Genomic DNA, 16,916 nt, shown 5'->3' with positions numbered 1-16,916 from the left:
GATCGACCGCACAAAAAGAAGACGCCCCGGCACCAGCCGGGGCGTCGCAGGTCGCAACAGGGCGCGCGCTCAGGGCTTGCGCGCTTCCTCTTCTTCCTCTTTCTTCGGCGCAGCCGCATCCTTGCCGGCCTTGTGCTCGGCCGCCGCAGCGGCACGGCGCTTGGCCTTGGCATCGGCCTCGGCCTTCTCCTTCGCGACCTGCGCCTCGTAGGCGGCGGCGCCGGAGGTGGCCGGATCGGCGCTCTGCGCCTGGGCCATCGCGACCGGGATGGCCACCGCGGCGGCGACCAGCGCGGCCAGGGTCAACAGCTTGCGAACGTTCATGGCGTACTCCTGTGTGAGGCTGCAACGACAATGGGGATGCCGTTACGGATTTTCCAGTGCAAGGCTAGCGCACGGCCACGGCACTGGCCCTGAACACCGGCGACGTGCAAAAAGCCGCCGCACACCGCACACTTCCGGATCTGCTTCGCGCCACCTGTTGAGACGCATGAATACCCGCTACAACGCCGCCGACATCGAAGTTCTCTCTGGCCTGGACCCGGTCAAGCGCCGGCCGGGCATGTACACCGACACCGCCCGCCCCAACCATCTGGCGCAGGAAGTCATCGACAACGCCGTGGACGAGGCGCTCGCCGGCCATGCCCGGCACATCGAGGTGACTCTGTTCAAGGACGGCAGCTGCGAGGTCGCCGACGACGGCCGCGGCATGCCGGTGGACATCCATCCGGAAGAGAAGATTTCCGGCGTCGAACTGATCCTGACCCGGCTGCACGCCGGCGGCAAGTTCAACGACCGCAACTACACCTTCAGCGGCGGCCTGCACGGCGTCGGCGTCAGCGTGGTCAATGCGCTGTCCAAGAAGGTGGAGCTGTTCATCAAGCGCGACGGCAACGAATACCGGATGGAATTCGGCGACGGCTTCCCCGCCTCGAAGCTGGAGATCGTCGGCAGCGTCGGCAAGAAGAACACCGGCACCCGGCTGCGCTTCTGGGCCGATCCGAAGTACTTCGACACGCCCAAGTTCGCGGTGCGCGCGCTGCGCCACCTGCTGCGCGCCAAGGCAGTGCTGTGCCCCGGCCTGACCGTGAAGCTACACGACGAGGCCACCGGCGAACAGGACACCTGGTACTTCGAGGACGGCCTGCGCGACTACCTCAAGGGCGAACTGGCCGAGCGCGAACTGCTGCCGGCCGACCTGTTCGTCGGCAACCTGAAGAAGGACCGCGAGATCGTCGATTGGGCGGTGGCCTGGGTCGCCGACGGCGAGCTGGTGCAGGAAAGCTACGTCAACCTTATCCCGACCGCGCAGCACGGCACCCACGTCAACGGCCTGCGCAGCGGTTTCACCGACGCGCTGCGCGAGTTCTGCGACTTCCGCAACCTGCTGCCGCGCGGGGTCAAGCTGGCGCCGGAAGACGTGTGGGACCGGGTCACCTTCGTGCTGTCGCTGAAGATGACCGACCCGCAGTTCAGCGGCCAGACCAAGGAACGCCTGTCCTCGCGCCAGGCCGCCGGCTTCATCGAAGGCGCCGCGCACGACGCCTTCAGCCTGTGGCTGAACCAGAACGTGGAAACCGGCACGCGCATCGCGCAGATCGCGATCGATCGCGCCAGCGCGCGGCTGAAGACCGAAAAGCAGATCACCCGCAAGAAGGTCACCTCCGGCCCGGCCCTGCCCGGCAAGCTGGCCGACTGCATCAGCCAGGACCTGTCGCGCACCGAGCTGTTCCTGGTGGAGGGCGACTCGGCCGGCGGCAGCGCCAAGCAGGCGCGCGACAAGGATTTCCAGGCGATCCTGCCGCTGCGCGGCAAGATCCTTAACACCTGGGAAGTAGCCTCCGGCAGCGTGCTGGCCTCCGAGGAAGTGCACAACCTGGCGATCGCGATCGGCTGCGACCCGGGCAAGGACGACATCAGCGGGCTGCGCTACGGCAAGGTGGTGATCCTGGCCGACGCCGACTCCGACGGCCTGCATATCGCCACCCTGCTCACCGCGCTGTTCCTGCGCCACTTCCCGGCGCTGGTGAAGGCCGGTCACGTATTCGTGGCGATGCCGCCGCTGTTCCGCGTGGACGTGGGCAAGCAGGTGTTCTACGCGCTGGACGAAGAAGAGAAGCGCTCGCTGCTGGAGAAGATCGCGCGCGAGAAGCTCAAGGGTCAACTCAGCGTGACCCGCTTCAAGGGCCTGGGCGAAATGAACCCGCAGCAGCTGCGCGAATCCACCATCCACCCGGACACGCGGCGGCTGGTGCAGCTGACCGTCGACGAAGGCGACGAAACCCGTGCGCTGATGGACATGCTGCTGGCCAAGAAGCGTGCCGGCGATCGCAAGCAGTGGCTGGAGACCAAGGGCGACCTGGCGTCGCTGGAGGTCTGAGGGGCTGGGATTGGGGAGTCGGGATTGGGGATTGGGTTAGCCCGATAGACTCCATGCGTTGCCCGCGCTGCGCCTGGTGACAGGAATGCGATTCGGTTGGAGCAGAGCCACACGGCCCGGGCCATCTGGCACCGCGCTGCGTGCCGGCCATGGTTGCAGATCCAGCGGCGCCGTCACGCGCGGCCGGCCACTGAGAGGAGCGGCGTTCGATTCCAGGCGCTCGCCGGCATCGCGGTAGACCGGTCCTCGCGCCGCCCCTCCCCGCGGGAGGCGCTCAGCGCACGCCCGGCAGCACCTGCTCCGCACCGGTCACCAGGCCGCAGGCATGGTCCTGCAGTTCCTCGCCGCTGGCGCGATTGCCGCTGGCGGCATCGACTCGCGTTGCCAGCAACACGAACCCGGGCGCCGGACTGGCGTCCCCGACGACGACCAGCGAGTAGTCGCGCAGCGCGTCGCCGGCCGGCAATCCCTCGGCGAGCAGCCGCAGCGGATTGGCCGACAGCGCCTCCCCCGGCAGGCGCCGGGCCAGGTAGCGGTGGCCCAGCAGCGGCTGCGGCAGCGGCCGCCACGCCGTACCGACCTGCGCCTGCATCGCATCCAGCTCGCGTCGGACCTGCGGATGCAGGCAATCGACATGGATGTGCAGTTGCTCCTGCGACCGGCCATGCGGGGAATTGAGCGCCAGCGACAGATACTGCCGCGGCAGCGGACGGCCGAGCGCCCGTTCCACGAAGATGCGCGCGTCCCACGCCGCGGCGAAGTAGTTGGGCGAACCGGCCTGCAGCAGGCGGGGGTCCTCGATGCCGGTGATGCGGTCGATCGGCAGCAGCAGGAACTGGAAGTCGCCGTGATTGTCCTTGAGCACCACCGAGCGTCGCTCCGGCTGCGACCACACCGCGGCGCAGTCGACCGCGCGCGGCGCGTCGGCGGCCAGGCAGTGTGTGTTGATGATGCGCCACAGCGCGTCGGGATCGGCCGCATGACGCACGCGCGGTACGCTCAGGCACGCGGCCAGCGCCAGCAGCAACACCAATGGCAGCAGGCTTCTGAACTTCAAAACGACGTCTCCGGGCAAGCAGGGCGGGACATGATAGGGCCCGTCGCGCCATGCGTGCCGACCATGCCTTTGGGCACATCCGCGCGCGCCGCGCCGCGGCCTAGCATGCCGGCTTCCCTTCTGCCGAGCGCCCTCCCCGTGCCGAACCTGTCCAAGCCGCTGCTGGCGGCGTTGTTGCTGGCCGTCCTGCCGATCTCCGCCGCACTGGCTGCCGATGCCGACGGCGCCGACAAGGCGGACAAACCCGACAAGGCCGACAGCGCCGAGCAAGCAAAGCCGGCCGCGCTGCCGGCCGACGCGAAGGTGCGCCAGGTCACGCACGTGGACGGCAAGTCGCTCAGCTACACCGCCACGGTCGGCACGCTGCCGGTGAAGGACGCACAGGGCAAGACCGTCGCCGACGTGGTGTTCACCGCCTACACCGAGGACGGCAAGGACCGCCCGGTCACCTTCGCCTTGAACGGCGGCCCCGGCGCCGCGTCGGTCTACCTCAACCTGGGCGCGATCGGGCCGAAGGTGGTCACCTTCGGCAGCGAGGGCGACAGCGCCTCGGCGCCGGCGACGCTGCACGACAACCCCGGCACCTGGCTGGATTTCACCGACCTGGTGTTCATCGATCCGGTCGGCACCGGCTTCAGCCGTTCGCGGGTCGCCGACGAGCAGGCCAAGAAGCTGTTCTACAACCCGCAGGCCGACATCGAATACCTGTCGCGCACGATCTACGACTGGCTGCTGAAGAACCAGCGCCTGCAGTCGCGCAAGTATCTGGTCGGCGAGAGCTACGGCGGCTTCCGCGGGCCGCGCATCACCCATTACCTGCAGACCCAGCTGGGCGTGGCGATGAACGGCGTGGTGCTGGTCTCGCCGTACCTCAACCCGACCCTGGACGACAACGGCGACGTGTCGCCGCTGGCGTGGATGCTGACCCTGCCCTCGATCGCCGCCGCGCACCTGGAGCGCGAGCAGCGGCTGACCCCGGAGGCGATGCGCCAGGTGATCGACTACACCCGCGGCGACTACGTCACCGCGCTGCTGCGCGGGCGTTCCGACGCGGCCGGCAGCGAACGCATGATCCAGCAGGTGGCGGCGATGACCGGACTGGACCCGGTCTACGTGCGCCGCGCCGGCGGCCGCCTGGAAACCCAGGCCTACCTGCGCGAGGTGTTCCGCGACAAGGGCCAGCTCGGCAGCCGCTACGACTCCAACGTCACCGCGTTCGACCCGTTCCCGAACGCGCCCGAGCAGCGCGCCAACGACCCGCTGCTGGACAGCATCATCGCCCCGACCACCACCGCGATGGTCGATTTCGTGACCCGCGTGGTGGGCTGGAAGGTGGATGCGCGCTACCAGGCGCTGAACTACGACGTGAACAAGCTGTGGGACTGGAACGACGAACTGCGCAAGGGTTCGGTGACCGAACTGCGCCAGGCGGTGGCGATCGATCCCAAGCTTCGGGTGCTGATCGTGCACGGCTGGAACGACCTGTCGTGCCCGTTCATGGGTTCGGTGCTGACCGTGGACCAGATGCCGGTGATGGGCAACGACCCGACCCGGGTACAGGTCAGGAACTATCCGGGCGGGCACATGTTCTACAACCGCCCCGACAGCCAGCGCGCGTTGCGCGGGGATGTGCTGGCGCTGTATCGGGCCAACTAGCGGGGATTCGGGATTGGGGATTCGGGATTGGCAACAGCAGGGGTTCGGCGCGCGCTGAACGCGCTTTTACGAATCCCCAATCCCGAATTCCGAATCCCCGCCCGTCACGTCCAACCGAACAGCGCAAACATCCGGAAGATCAGATACGCCACGCCGGCGGCGGCCGGGATGGTCAGGATCCAGGCCCAGACGATGCGCTCGATCACGCCGAAGCGCAGCGAACGCGGGTTCTTGGCGAAACCCACGCCCATGATCGCGGTGGAGATGCTGTGGGTGGTGGACACCGGCATGCCGAAGTGCGCGGCCAGGGTCAGGATCGTCGCCGAGCTGGTTTCCGCGGCGAAGCCGTGGATCGGGTGCAGCTTGACCATCTTGTGGCCCAGGGTCTTGATGATCTTCCAGCCGCCGGAGGCGGTGCCGGCGGCCATCACCACCGCGCAGGTCAGCACGATCCAGGTGGCGATGCCCTGGCCCTGGCTGGCGGCCGGGTGCAGGAACGCCAGCCACGCCGGCAGGTCGTCCAGCGCGCCGGTGCTCTGCGCGCCGACCAGGGTCATGGCGATGATGCCCATGGTCTTCTGCGCGTCGTTGTGGCCGTGCGCATAGCCCATGTACGCGGCCGAGGCGATCTGCGCCTTGCCGAAGAAGGCGTTGACCCAGCGCGGCCGCGCCAGCCGCCCGATGCGGCCGCCGAGCCCGGCCATGCCGGCGATGATCGCCCACAGCAGCAGCATCACCACGATGCCGAGCAGGAAGCCGGCGATCGGCGAGGTGATCATCGGCACGAACACCTTCCACAGCAGGCCCTTGTTCTTGGCCCAGTCGCCGACGTTCTGCGACCAGATCAGCGCGCCCCAGTTGTTGTGCGCCGCGGCCAGGCCGGCGCCGCACAGGCCGCCGATCAGGGCGTGCGAGGACGAGGACGGCAGGCCCTTCCACCAGGTGATCAGGTTCCAGACGATGCCGCCGAGCAGCGCGCACAGGATCACCTGCGGGGTCACCGTCACCACGTCGGTGTTGAGCAGGCCCGAGGCGATGGTCATCGCCACCGCGGTGCCGGTCAGCGCGCCGATCAGGTTCATGCCGGCGGCCAGGATCACCGCCCAGCCGGGGCTGAGCACCTTGGTCGCGACCACCGTGGCGATGGAGTTGGCGGTGTCGTGGAAGCCGTTGATGAACTCGAACACCAGCGCGGCCAGGATCACGATCAGGACCAGCGTCAGCATCGTGCGCTCCTCGCCTCAGGCATGGCGGCCGCGGCGGCGGGCATGGCGGCGCAGCCGCGCATGCAGCGGATCCGGAGCGTGCCCATTACGAATTCTTCAGCACGATCTGGTAGACCACCACGCCGGCCTCGCGGCAGCGGTCGATGGCCTTCTCCAGGATCTCGAAGAATTCCTTGAGCAGGAACATCTGCAGGTTGTCCAGGCGCCCGGAATAGATGTCGCGGTACAGCTCCAGCATCAGCCGGTCGGCCTCGTTCTCCAGCGAGCGCAGCTTGTCGTTGAGCGCGCTCATCCGGTCCAGGTGCATGTTGCGCAGGTCGTGGACCATCTCCACCACCACCGCCGCGGCCTGTTCCAGCATCGCCGCGCGCGGCGCGAAATCGATGTGCTCCAGGTGCTGCACCGCCAGCGAATAGCGGTCGGCGAACTTCTCCACCTGCTTGGGGATCTTGTACAGCGCCGAGCCCAGCGCCTCGATGTCCTCGCGCTCGATCGGGGTCATGAAGCTGTCGACCAGCGCCTGGCCGATCTTGTCGGCGGCGGCGCGCTCGCGCAGCCGCGCCAGCTTGAAGGCGTCCAGCGCCGGCTGCCGATCCGACTCGCGCATCATCGAATGCAGCGCCTTGGTGCTGTCGTAGGCGGCCTGGGCCGCCTCGTCGAGCAGGGTGTAGAACTGCTTGCCGGAACCGAAGATGGTCTGCAACGAGAACATGAAACGCAATCCCGCCGTCGCGGGAGGGACGGCACCGGGGCGGAATTATGACCGTTTGCTGACAAAACGGGGGAATCGGGCGACCGGCGGCAGCGCACCGGCGCCGCGTGGACGCGCCCGCCACCCGGGTTTGCTACCATGCACCCGCGCCGTCGCTAGGCGCACCCTATGGACGACCACCCTAGCCCCCCTCCCCCGCGCCGCCTTGGCGCCCATGTCCCCGCTTCCCTCGCCGCCAGGGAGCGCGCGCATGCTTGAACTATTGGTCGTGGCAGCCCTGGTGCTGCTGAACGGCTTCTTCGCGATGTCCGAGATGTCGCTGATGACCTCGCGCAAGAGCCGCCTGAAGCAGATGGCGCAATCCAGCACGCGCGCGGCCAAGGCGCTGGCGCTGGCCGAGAATCCGGAAAACTTCCTGTCCACCGTGCAGATCGGCATCACCGCGATCGGCATCCTGACCGGCGTGTTCGGCGGCGAGGCCATCGGCGAGGCGATCGCGGCCAAGCTGCAGTCGCTGTTCCCGGCGCTGTCGGCCACCTTCAGCCTGATCGGGCAGCCGCAGCCGTATTCGGCGGTGATCGGCAAGACCCTGGCGATCGTGCTGATCACTTTCCTGACGCTGATCTTCGGCGAACTGGTGCCCAAGCGCCTGGCGCTGACCCGCTCGGAAGTCATCGCCGGCTTCGTCGCGGTGCCGATGGGCTGGCTGGCGCTGATCGCCGCGCCGGCGGTGTGGGTGCTGTCGCGCTCGACCCGGCTGGTGCTGCGCGTGCTCGGCCTGGGCAACGAGCAGTCGGCGTCGGTGACCGAAGAGGAGATCCGCATGCTGGTGGCCGAGAGCCACGAGGCCGGCGTGATCGACAGCCACGAGCGCGACATGATGAACCGGGTCATGCGCCTGGGCGACCGCACCGCCGACAGCCTGATGACGCCGCGCAACCGCATCGCCTGGCTCGACGCCAATGCCGAGGCCGAACGCAATTTCCAGGTGATGCGCGAGCACGAGTTCTCGCGCTATCCGGTGTACCGCGGCAGCGACCAGGACATCGCCGGCGTGCTGGAAGTGAAATCGCTGGTCACGCGCATGGACGGCAACGCCACCCAGCTGTTCCAGAGCCTGCGCGAGACCCTGTTCGTCTCCGAATCCACCCACGCGATGAAGCTGCTGGAGATCTTCCGCGAGGAACAGCAGTCGATGGCGCTGGTGGTGGACGAATACGGCGAGATCCAGGGCCTGGTCACGATCAGCGACCTGATGGGCGCGGTGGTCGGGCGCCTGCAGTCGGTGGACAACGCCGACGAGGACGCGCTGGTGGTGACCCGCGCCGACGGCTCGCTGCTGATCGACGGCTCGCTGGCGATCGAGGACCTGCGCGAGCTGCTCGGCGGCGCCGAACTGCCCAACGCCGAGGAAGGCGACTACAACACCCTGGCCGGCCTGTGCATCTACTACTTCGGCCGCATCCCGCACGCCGGCGAGTTCTTCGATTGGGCCGGCTGGCGCATCGAGATCGTCGATCTGGACGGCGCGCGCGTGGACAAGCTGCTGTTGAGCAAGCTGCAGGACGAGAACAGCGATGACATCACCGGGTGAGACACCCGGCACGGACGAGGCTCACGGCTACAGCGCCGAAGGCATCCGCACCCTGCTCGACACCTTCCTGCTCGGCGATCCGAACGAACAGCTGCGGCTGCGGCTGATCCTGGCCGACCTGCAGCAGAGCGCGTTCGGCATGTTCCTGTTCGTGGCGATCCTGCCGGCGTTCCTGCCGGTGCCGGGCCTGGCCGGCGGCATCAGCGGACCGCTGGTGACGCTGATCGGCGCGCAGATGCTGATCGGCCTGCGCAAACCCTGGCTGCCGCGCTTCATCGGCGAACGCGGCCCGCGCCGGCGCACCATGCAGCGCTTCGTCGGGCGCATCGCGCCGTGGCTGCGGCGGCTGGACAAGCTGCTCAAGCCGCGCCTGCCGGCGCTGGTCGAGACGCTGCCGGCGCGCGCCTTCAGCGGCCTGTTGCTGGTGGTGCTGGGGATCCTGCTGTCGCTGCCGATTCCCTTCACCAACTATGCGTTCGGCGCGATGCTGCTGCTGTTCTCGCTGGCCCTGCTGGAACGCGACGGCGGCCTGATGCTGGTGTCTTGGCTGGGCGGCATCGCGGTGGCGGTCGGCCTGGGCCTGGCCTCGGACCAGGTGGTGGACCTGGGCCGCGAGTGGATGCACAAGCTGTAGCCCGAGTTGGCGCGAACCCGTGCCGGGCGCGCCACGGGCACGCTTCTCTCGCGACGCAGCGCTACTCCGAAACAGGCGCCTCGGCGAACACCTGCCTGCGCAACGGCTGCGCCGCCCGGGCGTCCTCCGGCGCGCGCTGCAGACGTTGCAGCTGCAGCGCGAGCTGATGCAAGACGGCCTCCAGGCCGCAGCCGCGCGCGGCCGGCGGCAGGTATTCGGATTCCATGTGACGCCCCCTGTTCGATCCGTGGATGCGTGGCGCCGACCGGTGCGATGCTGGGTCCTGCCGCCACGTGCGCGCCAACCCATGGCGTGCCATCCGAATCTGCTCCAAGGCACCGACAAGGCGCAGTGAAAACCGCCGCTGTCGCCGCGACTTGTCTACGCTGCGCGCCAAGACGGCCCGGGCCGCCGGCCTGGCGAACGCGGCCGCGCAGTGCGACCGCGCCTGCCGCCGCCTACGCGGCCGCCGCCTGGGTCCAGGCCTCGGCGGCGATCGCGAACGAGCGCAGCCGCGCCGCGTGGTCGTGGATGTTGGCGGTCAGCAGCAGTTCGTCGGGGCGATGGCGGGCGACGAACTCGGCCATGCCGCGCGCGACCTCGGCCGCATCGCCGAGCACGGTGCAGGCCAGCGCGCGCTCCACGCCGGCCTTCTCGTGCGGCTGCCAGAACGCCTCGATGTCGTCGATCGGCGGCGGGATCAGCCCCGGGCGGCCGCGGCGCAGATTGACGAAGCTCTGCTGCTGGGTGGTGAACAGCCGCCGCGCCGCATCTGTGGACTCGGCGCCGACCACGTTCAGCGCCAGCACCGCGTACGGATCGCGCAGCCGCGCCGAGGGGCGGAACTCGCGCCGGTAGACCGCCAGCGCCTCGTCCATCGCATCCGGTGCGAAGTGCGAGGCGAACGCGAACGGCAGTCCCAGCGCCGCCGCCAGGCGCGCGCTGAACAGGCTGGAGCCGAGCAGCCACACCGGCACCTCGATGCCGGCACCCGGCACCGCGCGCACCAGCTGGCCGGGTTCGGCCGGCTCGAAATAGCGCAGCAGCTCGGCGACGTCCTGCGGGAACTGGTCGGCGCTGTCGAAATAGCGGCGCAAGGCGCGCGCGGTGGGCTGGTCGGTGCCGGGCGCGCGGCCCAGGCCCAGGTCGATGCGCCCCGGATACAGCGAGGCCAGCGTGCCGAACTGCTCGGCCACCTGCAGCGGCGCGTGGTTGGGCAGCATGATGCCGCCGGCGCCGACCCGGATCCGGCGCGTGCCGCCGGCCACATGCCCGATCAGCACCGCGGTGGCGGCGCTGGCGATGCCGGGCATGTTGTGGTGCTCGGCCAGCCAGTAGCGATGATAGCCCCAACGCTCGGCGTGCTGCGCCAGGTCCAGCATGTTGGCGAAGGCCTGGGTGGTGTCGCTGCCTTCGCAGACCGGGGCGAGATCGAGGATGGAGATCGGCATCATGGAGAGCGGGTTCCTGCAAAGCGATGCAGTGGAAATGGGGACGGACGCGCCGATTGCAGCGGCCGGCGCCGGAACGCTGATTTGCGGTGGCGGCATGGCTGGTTCGCGTGCGGCCGTACCCTCACCCCAACCCCTCTCCCGGGGGAGAGGGGCTCAAGCAAGCGAGCGCTCCCTTCTCCCTCCGGGACCATGGCCCCTTTTCGGGGAAAGGTGCCCCGAAGGGGCGCCCCGCTGTCTTTCGACACCCACGCGCGGCCGCGCGACGGCAACGCCGACTGCACGACCGCCTGGCTACGCTTGCACTCCCGCCCTGCCCGGTGTGCGCCATGCCCCTGATCCCACCAGTCTCCACCACTCCCGCCCTGCCGCTGCGCGACCGCGTGGTGCTGGTCACCGGCGGCGCGCAAGGAATCGGCCGCGGCGTGGTACAGGCGGTGCTGGGCGCCGGCGGCCGGGTCGCGTTCGGCGATCTGGACGCCGAGGCCGGGCGCGCCTGCGTCGCCGAACTCGATGCCGGCGACCTGGTGCTGTTCCGGCGCCTGGACGTGGCCGCCGAGGCCAGCGTGCGCCGTTTCGTCGATGCCGCGCTTGTGCGGTTCGGCCGCATCGACGGCCTGGTCAACAATGCCGGCGTCGCCGATCCGCACAGCGGCCCGCTGGAGCGCCTGGCGCTGCGCGAATGGAACCGGCGCCTGGGCGCGAGCCTGGGCGGCGCCTTCCTGTGCAGCAAGCACGCGCTGCCGGCACTGCGCGCCAGCGCCGGCGGCGGCGCGATCGTCAATATCGCCTCGACCCGCGCCCACCAGTCCGAACCCGACAGCGAAGCCTATGCGGCGGCGAAAGGCGGCCTGCTGGCCTTCACCCATGCGCTGGCGATCAGCGCCGGGCCGGCGGTGCGGGTCAACTGCATCAGCCCGGGCTGGATCGCCACCGATGCCTGGCGCAAGCCCAGTGCGCGGCGCAAGCCGGCGCTGTCGCGGCAGGACCATGCGCAGCATCCGGCCGGGCGGGTCGGCACGCCGCAGGATATCGGCGCGCTGGCGGTGTACCTGCTGTCGAACGATGCCGGGTTCGTCACGGGCCAGGACTTCGTGGTCGATGGCGGGATGACGCGCAAGATGCAGTACGCCTGACGGCGGTGGGATTGGGGAGTCGGGATTGGGGATTCGTTAAAGCGGCTGTTGCCTGACCTGAGGGACCGAGTGCGCCATCGCGCCACTGACTAGCACCTCTGGCGAACAGCGTACGGCTCGGACGCTTTCCAAGCCATTTTTTTTCGGGATTCGTGTTTGGGGATTTGGGATTCGCTGGAGCATTTTTTGATGCTCTGAGGGGACGCGGCATGCAGCGAGCCGAAACCCACTTGCAGACCGCAAGTTTCGGTCAGTTGCGGGGCAGCCCGCTTTGGCCAATCCCCAATCCCGACTCCCCAATCCCCACCTCAGCAACATCCACCAGCGGCCGCAGCTGCGGGTCCAGCGCCACGCGTTCGTCGAACACGAAGCAGCGGCCGGCGTAGCCCTCGCCGCCCACTTCCTCGAAATAGCCGAGGATGCCGCCGTCCAGCTGCAGCACGTTGTGCATGCCGTCGGCGCGCATCCACAGCGCCGCCTTCTCGCAGCGGATGCCGCCGGTGCAGAAGCTGACCACGGTGGCGTCGGCCAGCTCGGCGCGATGCGGCGCCAGCGCCTCGGGCAGCTCGGTGAACTTGACGATCGGCAGGGTCAGCGCGCCGGCGAAGGTGCCGTACTCCACTTCCTGGGCGTTGCGCGTGTCCAGCAGCACCACGCGGCGGCCGCTGTCGTCGTGGCCCTGGCGCAGCCAGCGCTGCAGCGTGGCCGGCGCCACCGCCGGGGCGCGTTCGGCGGCCAGCGGCGAGGCGGCATCGCGGCGGAAACTGATGATCTCCGGCTTGACCTTGGTCTTCAGCCGCGCGAACGGCTGCTGCGCGCTGAGGCTGGTCTTGACCCGCAGGGCGGCGAAGCGCGGGTCGGCACGCAGTTGCGCGTAGAAGTCGTCGATCGCCTCCGGCGCGCCGGCCAGGAACAGGTTGATGCCCTCGCCCGCGACCAGGATGGTGCCGCGCAACGCGCCGGCCTGCGCCCAGTCCTGCAACCGCGCGGCGAGCGCGTCGGGATCGGCGATGGCGACGAAATGGTAGGCGGCGGTATTGGCGATCATCCGCGCATTTTAGCGCGCGGCGTGCAGCCGGGGCTGGCAGCGCGAGGGCGATGGCGACGGCGTCGCCGCGCTCATGCGCGAGGGCAAGGGAGCAACGAGGCCCCATGCGCCACCTGAGTCGCCGAACGACGATCCTTCCGGGACACGCCCAGCCACATCACGCCGGTCGCCGCGCCCCTGCCAATCGTGCCGGCTGGCTTCAGCCGCGCAACAGGAAGAACGGCAGCAGCACCAGCGAGGCGATCAGCAGCATGCCCAGCAGCGTCGCCAGCACGAACAGCGGGCGCCGCCGCAGCAGCGTGGCGAAGGTCTCGGCGCTGCCGTCGCGCAGCGCCGCGGCACGCTCGGCGCGGGCGCGTTCGCCGCGCTGCGCCTGGTAGTCGGCCAGCAGCGCCTTGGCCCGCGCCTGCTCGGCGTCCTCGCGCAGCCACACGCCGCCGGCGGAAATGCCGAAGGTGCCGGGGCGGGTCTCGTAGTAGTCGATGCGCGCGGCATCGAGCAGTGCCCGCACCTCGGCGAGTTCGTCGTCGGGCACGTGGCGCAGGTTGAGCAGCAGTTTGGCCATGCGCCGATGATAGCCGCTGCGGCGATGCGCTACCCTTGCACGCCCTGTTCGCCCATGGATGACCGCATGCGCCGTGCCCTGTTGCTGTTGAGTCTGTCGTTGCCGGCCTGGCTGTTGAGCGGCTGCACGCCGCCGGGTCCGCCGCCGGGCGGCAGCATCGCCACGTTCCAGATGATCGACGAGCAGGTCGGCAGCGGCGCCGAGGCGCGGCCCGGCAACCAGGTGACCGTGCACTACACCGGCTGGCTGTACGACGAGGCCGCCAAGGACCAGCATGGCGAAAAGTTCGACGCCTCGGCCGACCACGGCCAGCCTTTCAGCTTCACTCTTGGCGGCGGCCAGGTGATTCGCGGCTGGGACGAAGGCGTGGCCGGCATGCGCGTGGGCGGCAAGCGCAAGCTGATGATCCCCTCGGAATACGGCTACGGCGCCAGCGGCGCCGGCGGGGTGATTCCGCCGAACGCCTCGCTGGTGTTCGAGGTGGAACTGCTCGACGTCAAGCCGCGTTGAGCCGCTGCCACCGATGTCCGCCAGCAAGCTCGCCGCCGCCGTGCGCGGCCGCATCGCCATCGTCGGCGGCGGCCCCGCCGGGCTGATCGCCGCCGAGACCGCACGCGCGGCCGGTGCCGAGGTCGACGTGTACGAGGGCAAGGGCTCGGTCGGGCGCAAGTTCCTGATCGCCGGCAAGGGCGGGCTCAACCTGACCCACTCCGATCCGTTCGCGCTGTTCGTGTCGCGCTACCGGGAGCGTGCCGCGCAGGTCGGCGAATGGCTGGCCGACTTCGACGCAGACGCGCTGCGCGCCTGGGCGCAGGCGCAGGGCGTGGAGACCTACGTCGGCAGTTCCGGCCGCGTGTTCCCGCTGGACCGCAAGGCCGCGCCGCTGCTGCGCGGCTGGGTGCGGCGGCTGAAGGACGCCGGAGTGCGCTTCCACGTGCAGCATCGCTGGCTGGGCTGGGACAGCGCCGGCGCGCTGCGCTTCGCCGGCGCCGACGGCGAGCGCCTGGTGCATGCCGATGCCTGCGTGCTGGCGCTGGGTGGCGGCAGCTGGCCGCAGCTCGGCTCCGACGGCGCCTGGCAGGAGACGCTGCGCGTGCGCGGCGTCGACCTCGCGCCGCTGCGGCCGGCCAACTGCGGCTTCGATATCGACTGGAGCGCGCATTTCCGCGAGCGCCATGCCGGCGCGCCGCTGAAACCGGTGATCGCGCACTGGCGCGATGCGCAGGGATGCGAACACGCGCTGCAGGGCGAATGCGTGGTCGGCGAGCACGGCATCGAAGGCAGCCTGGTCTATGCGCTGTCGGCGGAGCTGCGCGAGGCCATCGCCGCGCACGGCGCGACCACGCTGTGGCTGGACCTGGCGCCGGGGCGCGAGCTGGCGCGGCTGCAGGCCGAACTGGGCAAGCCGCGCGGCGGGCGCAGCTTCGGCGAGCACCTGCGGCGCCAGGCCGGCATCGACGGGGTCAAGGCGGCGCTGCTGTTCGAGATCCTGGGCAAGCAGGCCGGCGACGATCCGGCGCGTGCGGCGGCCACACTGAAACGGCTGCCGCTGACCCTGCTGCGCCCGCGTCCGCTGGCCGAGGCGATCAGCAGCGCCGGCGGCGTGCGCCTGGAAGCGCTGGACCCGGCACTGATGCTGCATGCCCTGCCCGGCACCTTCTGCGCCGGCGAAATGCTCGACTGGGAAGCGCCAACCGGCGGCTACCTGCTCAGCGCCTGCTTCGCCAGCGGCCTGCGCGCCGGGCGTGGCGCGGTGGCCTGGCTGCAACGGACGACGGGCTGAGCGGCATCGGCCGCAAGGGGCGCCGGAACGGCCAATGACCTTCGGGCCTGTCGGCCATGCCGCGGCGTGGCATATCCATGCGGTGGCCGCCGCAACGGCGCCATCGACCCGGAGCACGCATGCGCCTGTTGACCCTTCTCGCACTCGGTGTGGTGAGCTGCGACATCGCCGGCGCCGCGCCGCCGGCGTCCTCCGCGCAGATGCGGCGGGTGGAAACCGGCCTGTTGCCGGCCGTCGTGGTGCAGGACCAGGCCACCACGACGCTGTCGCTGCGCGAGCAGATGGACGCCTTGCACGTGCCGGGCGTGTCGATCGCGGTGATCCACGGCGGCCGCGTCGACTGGGCCAAGGGGTACGGCGTCACCGCCGCCGACGGCGCCCCGGTCGACGCCAGGACCCTGTTCCAGGCCGGCTCGGTGAGCAAGCCGGTCGCGGCGATGGCGGCCTTGAAGCTGGTCCAGGACAAGCGCCTGGCGCTGGATGCGCCGGTCAATGCGCTGCTGAAGACCTGGAAGCTGCCCGACTCCGTCTACACCCGCGATCACCCGGTCACGCTGCGGCAACTGCTGTAGCACAGCGCCGGCACCAGCGTGCACGGCTTCGACGGCTATGCCCAGGGCGCGGCGGTCCCGACCCTGCAGCAGGTGCTCGACGGCCAGGCGCCGGCCAACTCGGCGCCGGTGGTGGTGGATGCGCCGGTCGGCGAACGCTACCGCTATTCGGGAGGCGGCTATACGGTCATGCAGCAGTTGCTGATCGACGTCGGCGGCAAGCCGTTCCCCGACCTGCTCCGCGACAGCGTGCTGGCGCCGCTGCGCATGGAGGCCAGCGGCTATACGCAACCCTTGCCGGCGGCGGTGCTGGCCAAGGCGGCGCAACCGCACGACGCCATGGGCCAGCCCATCGCAGGCGGCGCGCATGTCTATCCGGAACTGGCCGCCGCAGGGCTGTGGAGCAATGCCGAGGACCTGGCGCGCTATGCGCTGGAGCTGTGCGCGGCCAGCGCCGGACATGGCCGCGTGCTGTCCGCGGCCAGCGTGCGCGGCATGCTGACCCCGGTGCGCGGCGACTACGGGCTGGGACTGCAGATCGGCGGGCACGGCGCGCGCCGCTACGCCTATCACGATGGTTCCAATGCCGGCTACAAGGCCACCCTGGTCGTCTATCCCGACCGCTGCGACGGCGCGGTGGTGCTGAGCAACGGCGACCAGGGCTACCAGTTGGGCCTGGAAATCGTCCGCGCCGTCGCCGCAGCCTACGACTGGCCCGACTTCCGGCCGATCCAGCGCCAGGCCGCCAGCGTGGACATCGCCGTGCTGCGCCGCTTCGTGGGCCGCTTCGCCATTCCAGAGTTGGGCACGTTCGACATCCGCGAAGGGGCTGGCGGCCTGCAGGTCGAACTGCGCAAGGATCAGGCCTACCCGCTGATTCCCTCGTCGGAGCATGCGTTCTTCCTCAGCGCGCAGGACATCGTGATCCGCTTCGACGCCGGCCAGGCCGACCTGGGCACGATCGACGCCGGAAGCTTTCATGCGCCGTTCCGCCGGGTGCCGGCCGACAGCGTACGCTGAGGCGCGCGAATGCGACGGGAAGGCCCGCGCCGTGCTCGGGCGCGTCCGCGGCAGACAGGCACGAAGACCGACAAGCGCGCGAACAATGGCGCCCCCCGCACGC

The 16,916-nt window shown here is 69.9% G+C and carries 15 protein-coding genes and 1 pseudogene; 8 read left to right on the top strand and 8 right to left on the bottom strand.

The features are described 5' to 3' along the window. Positions 1-69 precede the first annotated feature (69 nt). Positions 70-324 carry a hypothetical protein gene (locus tag HDC36_RS02485; RefSeq protein ID WP_179564140.1) on the bottom strand — a complete coding sequence of 85 codons (255 nt, stop codon included), beginning with the start codon at positions 322-324 and terminating at the stop codon, positions 70-72. A gap of 166 nt (positions 325-490) precedes the next feature. Between HDC36_RS02485 and parE the strand changes: the two genes are divergently transcribed. Continuing rightward, entirely contained in the window at positions 491-2,380 is a 1,890-nt protein-coding gene (gene parE, locus HDC36_RS02480) for a DNA topoisomerase IV subunit B (RefSeq protein WP_179564139.1), read from the top strand. A 274-nt stretch (positions 2,381-2,654) separates the two neighbouring features. On the opposite strand, the gene HDC36_RS02475 is transcribed toward parE, so the two are convergent. Continuing rightward, complete coding sequence (locus tag HDC36_RS02475; RefSeq protein WP_179564138.1) at positions 2,655-3,437, bottom strand: CDP-diacylglycerol diphosphatase; 783 nt, start codon at positions 3,435-3,437, stop codon at positions 2,655-2,657. 105 nt (positions 3,438-3,542) lie between these two features. On the opposite strand from HDC36_RS02475, the gene HDC36_RS02470 reads away from it, so the two are divergent. Next, positions 3,543-5,093, top strand: a complete 1,551-nt coding sequence (locus HDC36_RS02470) for a S10 family peptidase (protein WP_179564137.1) — start codon at positions 3,543-3,545, stop codon at positions 5,091-5,093. Positions 5,094-5,197: 104 nt separating this feature from the next. Here HDC36_RS02470 and HDC36_RS02465 read toward each other — a convergent pair whose 3' ends face one another. Both HDC36_RS02465 and HDC36_RS02460 read right to left on the bottom strand, forming a co-directional pair. Further along, entirely contained in the window at positions 5,198-6,319 is a 1,122-nt protein-coding gene (locus tag HDC36_RS02465) for an inorganic phosphate transporter (protein WP_179564135.1), read from the bottom strand. An 85-nt stretch (positions 6,320-6,404) separates the two neighbouring features. Continuing rightward, a complete protein-coding gene (locus HDC36_RS02460; RefSeq protein WP_179564133.1) occupies positions 6,405-7,031 on the bottom strand; it encodes a DUF47 family protein in 627 nt (208 codons plus the stop codon). A 250-nt stretch (positions 7,032-7,281) separates the two neighbouring features. On the opposite strand from HDC36_RS02460, the gene HDC36_RS02455 reads away from it, so the two are divergent. Beyond that, positions 7,282-8,625 (top strand): hemolysin family protein, encoded by a 1,344-nt coding sequence (locus tag HDC36_RS02455; protein ID WP_179564131.1) that lies wholly within the window; start codon positions 7,282-7,284, stop codon positions 8,623-8,625. Beyond that, a complete protein-coding gene (locus HDC36_RS02450; RefSeq protein WP_179564129.1) occupies positions 8,609-9,259 on the top strand; it encodes an exopolysaccharide biosynthesis protein in 651 nt (216 codons plus the stop codon). Before HDC36_RS02455 ends, HDC36_RS02450 begins: the two co-directional genes overlap by 17 nt. Before the next feature lie 61 nt (positions 9,260-9,320). On the opposite strand, the gene HDC36_RS02445 is transcribed toward HDC36_RS02450, so the two are convergent. Next, a complete protein-coding gene (locus HDC36_RS02445; protein WP_179564127.1) occupies positions 9,321-9,485 on the bottom strand; it encodes a hypothetical protein in 165 nt (54 codons plus the stop codon). Positions 9,486-9,717: 232 nt separating this feature from the next. Next, complete coding sequence (locus HDC36_RS02440; RefSeq protein WP_179564125.1) at positions 9,718-10,713, bottom strand: LLM class flavin-dependent oxidoreductase; 996 nt, start codon at positions 10,711-10,713, stop codon at positions 9,718-9,720. A 326-nt stretch (positions 10,714-11,039) separates the two neighbouring features. Here HDC36_RS02440 and HDC36_RS02435 point away from each other — a divergent pair, with 326 nt between their 5' ends. Continuing rightward, the gene (locus HDC36_RS02435; protein WP_179564124.1) at positions 11,040-11,846 is read left to right on the top strand and encodes an SDR family oxidoreductase; all 807 of its coding nucleotides are present in this window, start codon (positions 11,040-11,042) and stop codon (positions 11,844-11,846) included. A gap of 250 nt (positions 11,847-12,096) precedes the next feature. Here the strand turns inward: HDC36_RS02435 and HDC36_RS02430 are convergent, their stop codons facing one another. Further along, positions 12,097-12,894, bottom strand: a complete 798-nt coding sequence (locus HDC36_RS02430) for a sulfurtransferase (RefSeq protein WP_255432569.1) — start codon at positions 12,892-12,894, stop codon at positions 12,097-12,099. 199 nt (positions 12,895-13,093) lie between these two features. After that, entirely contained in the window at positions 13,094-13,459 is a 366-nt protein-coding gene (locus HDC36_RS02425; protein ID WP_058360033.1) for a DUF6164 family protein, read from the bottom strand. Positions 13,460-13,525: 66 nt separating this feature from the next. Between HDC36_RS02425 and HDC36_RS02420 the strand changes: the two genes are divergently transcribed. The 3 genes and pseudogenes from HDC36_RS02420 to HDC36_RS02410 all read left to right on the top strand — a co-directional run bounded on the left by HDC36_RS02420 (position 13,526) and on the right by HDC36_RS02410 (position 16,813). Beyond that, positions 13,526-13,969, top strand: a complete 444-nt coding sequence (locus tag HDC36_RS02420) for an FKBP-type peptidyl-prolyl cis-trans isomerase (protein WP_179564123.1) — start codon at positions 13,526-13,528, stop codon at positions 13,967-13,969. A gap of 13 nt (positions 13,970-13,982) precedes the next feature. After that, positions 13,983-15,242 carry a TIGR03862 family flavoprotein gene (locus HDC36_RS02415; protein ID WP_179564122.1) on the top strand — a complete coding sequence of 420 codons (1,260 nt, stop codon included), beginning with the start codon at positions 13,983-13,985 and terminating at the stop codon, positions 15,240-15,242. Between the two features lie 56 nt (positions 15,243-15,298). Further along, a pseudogene (locus tag HDC36_RS02410) lies at positions 15,299-16,813 on the top strand (serine hydrolase domain-containing protein). The last annotated feature ends 103 nt before the right edge of the window (positions 16,814-16,916 follow it).

Source organism: Xanthomonas sp. JAI131 (assembly GCF_013410075.1).
Taxonomy (GTDB): domain Bacteria; phylum Pseudomonadota; class Gammaproteobacteria; order Xanthomonadales; family Xanthomonadaceae; genus Xanthomonas_A; species Xanthomonas_A bonasiae.
The sequence above is the reverse complement of the archived record's forward strand: the minus strand, read 5'-3'. Positions and strand labels throughout refer to the sequence as shown.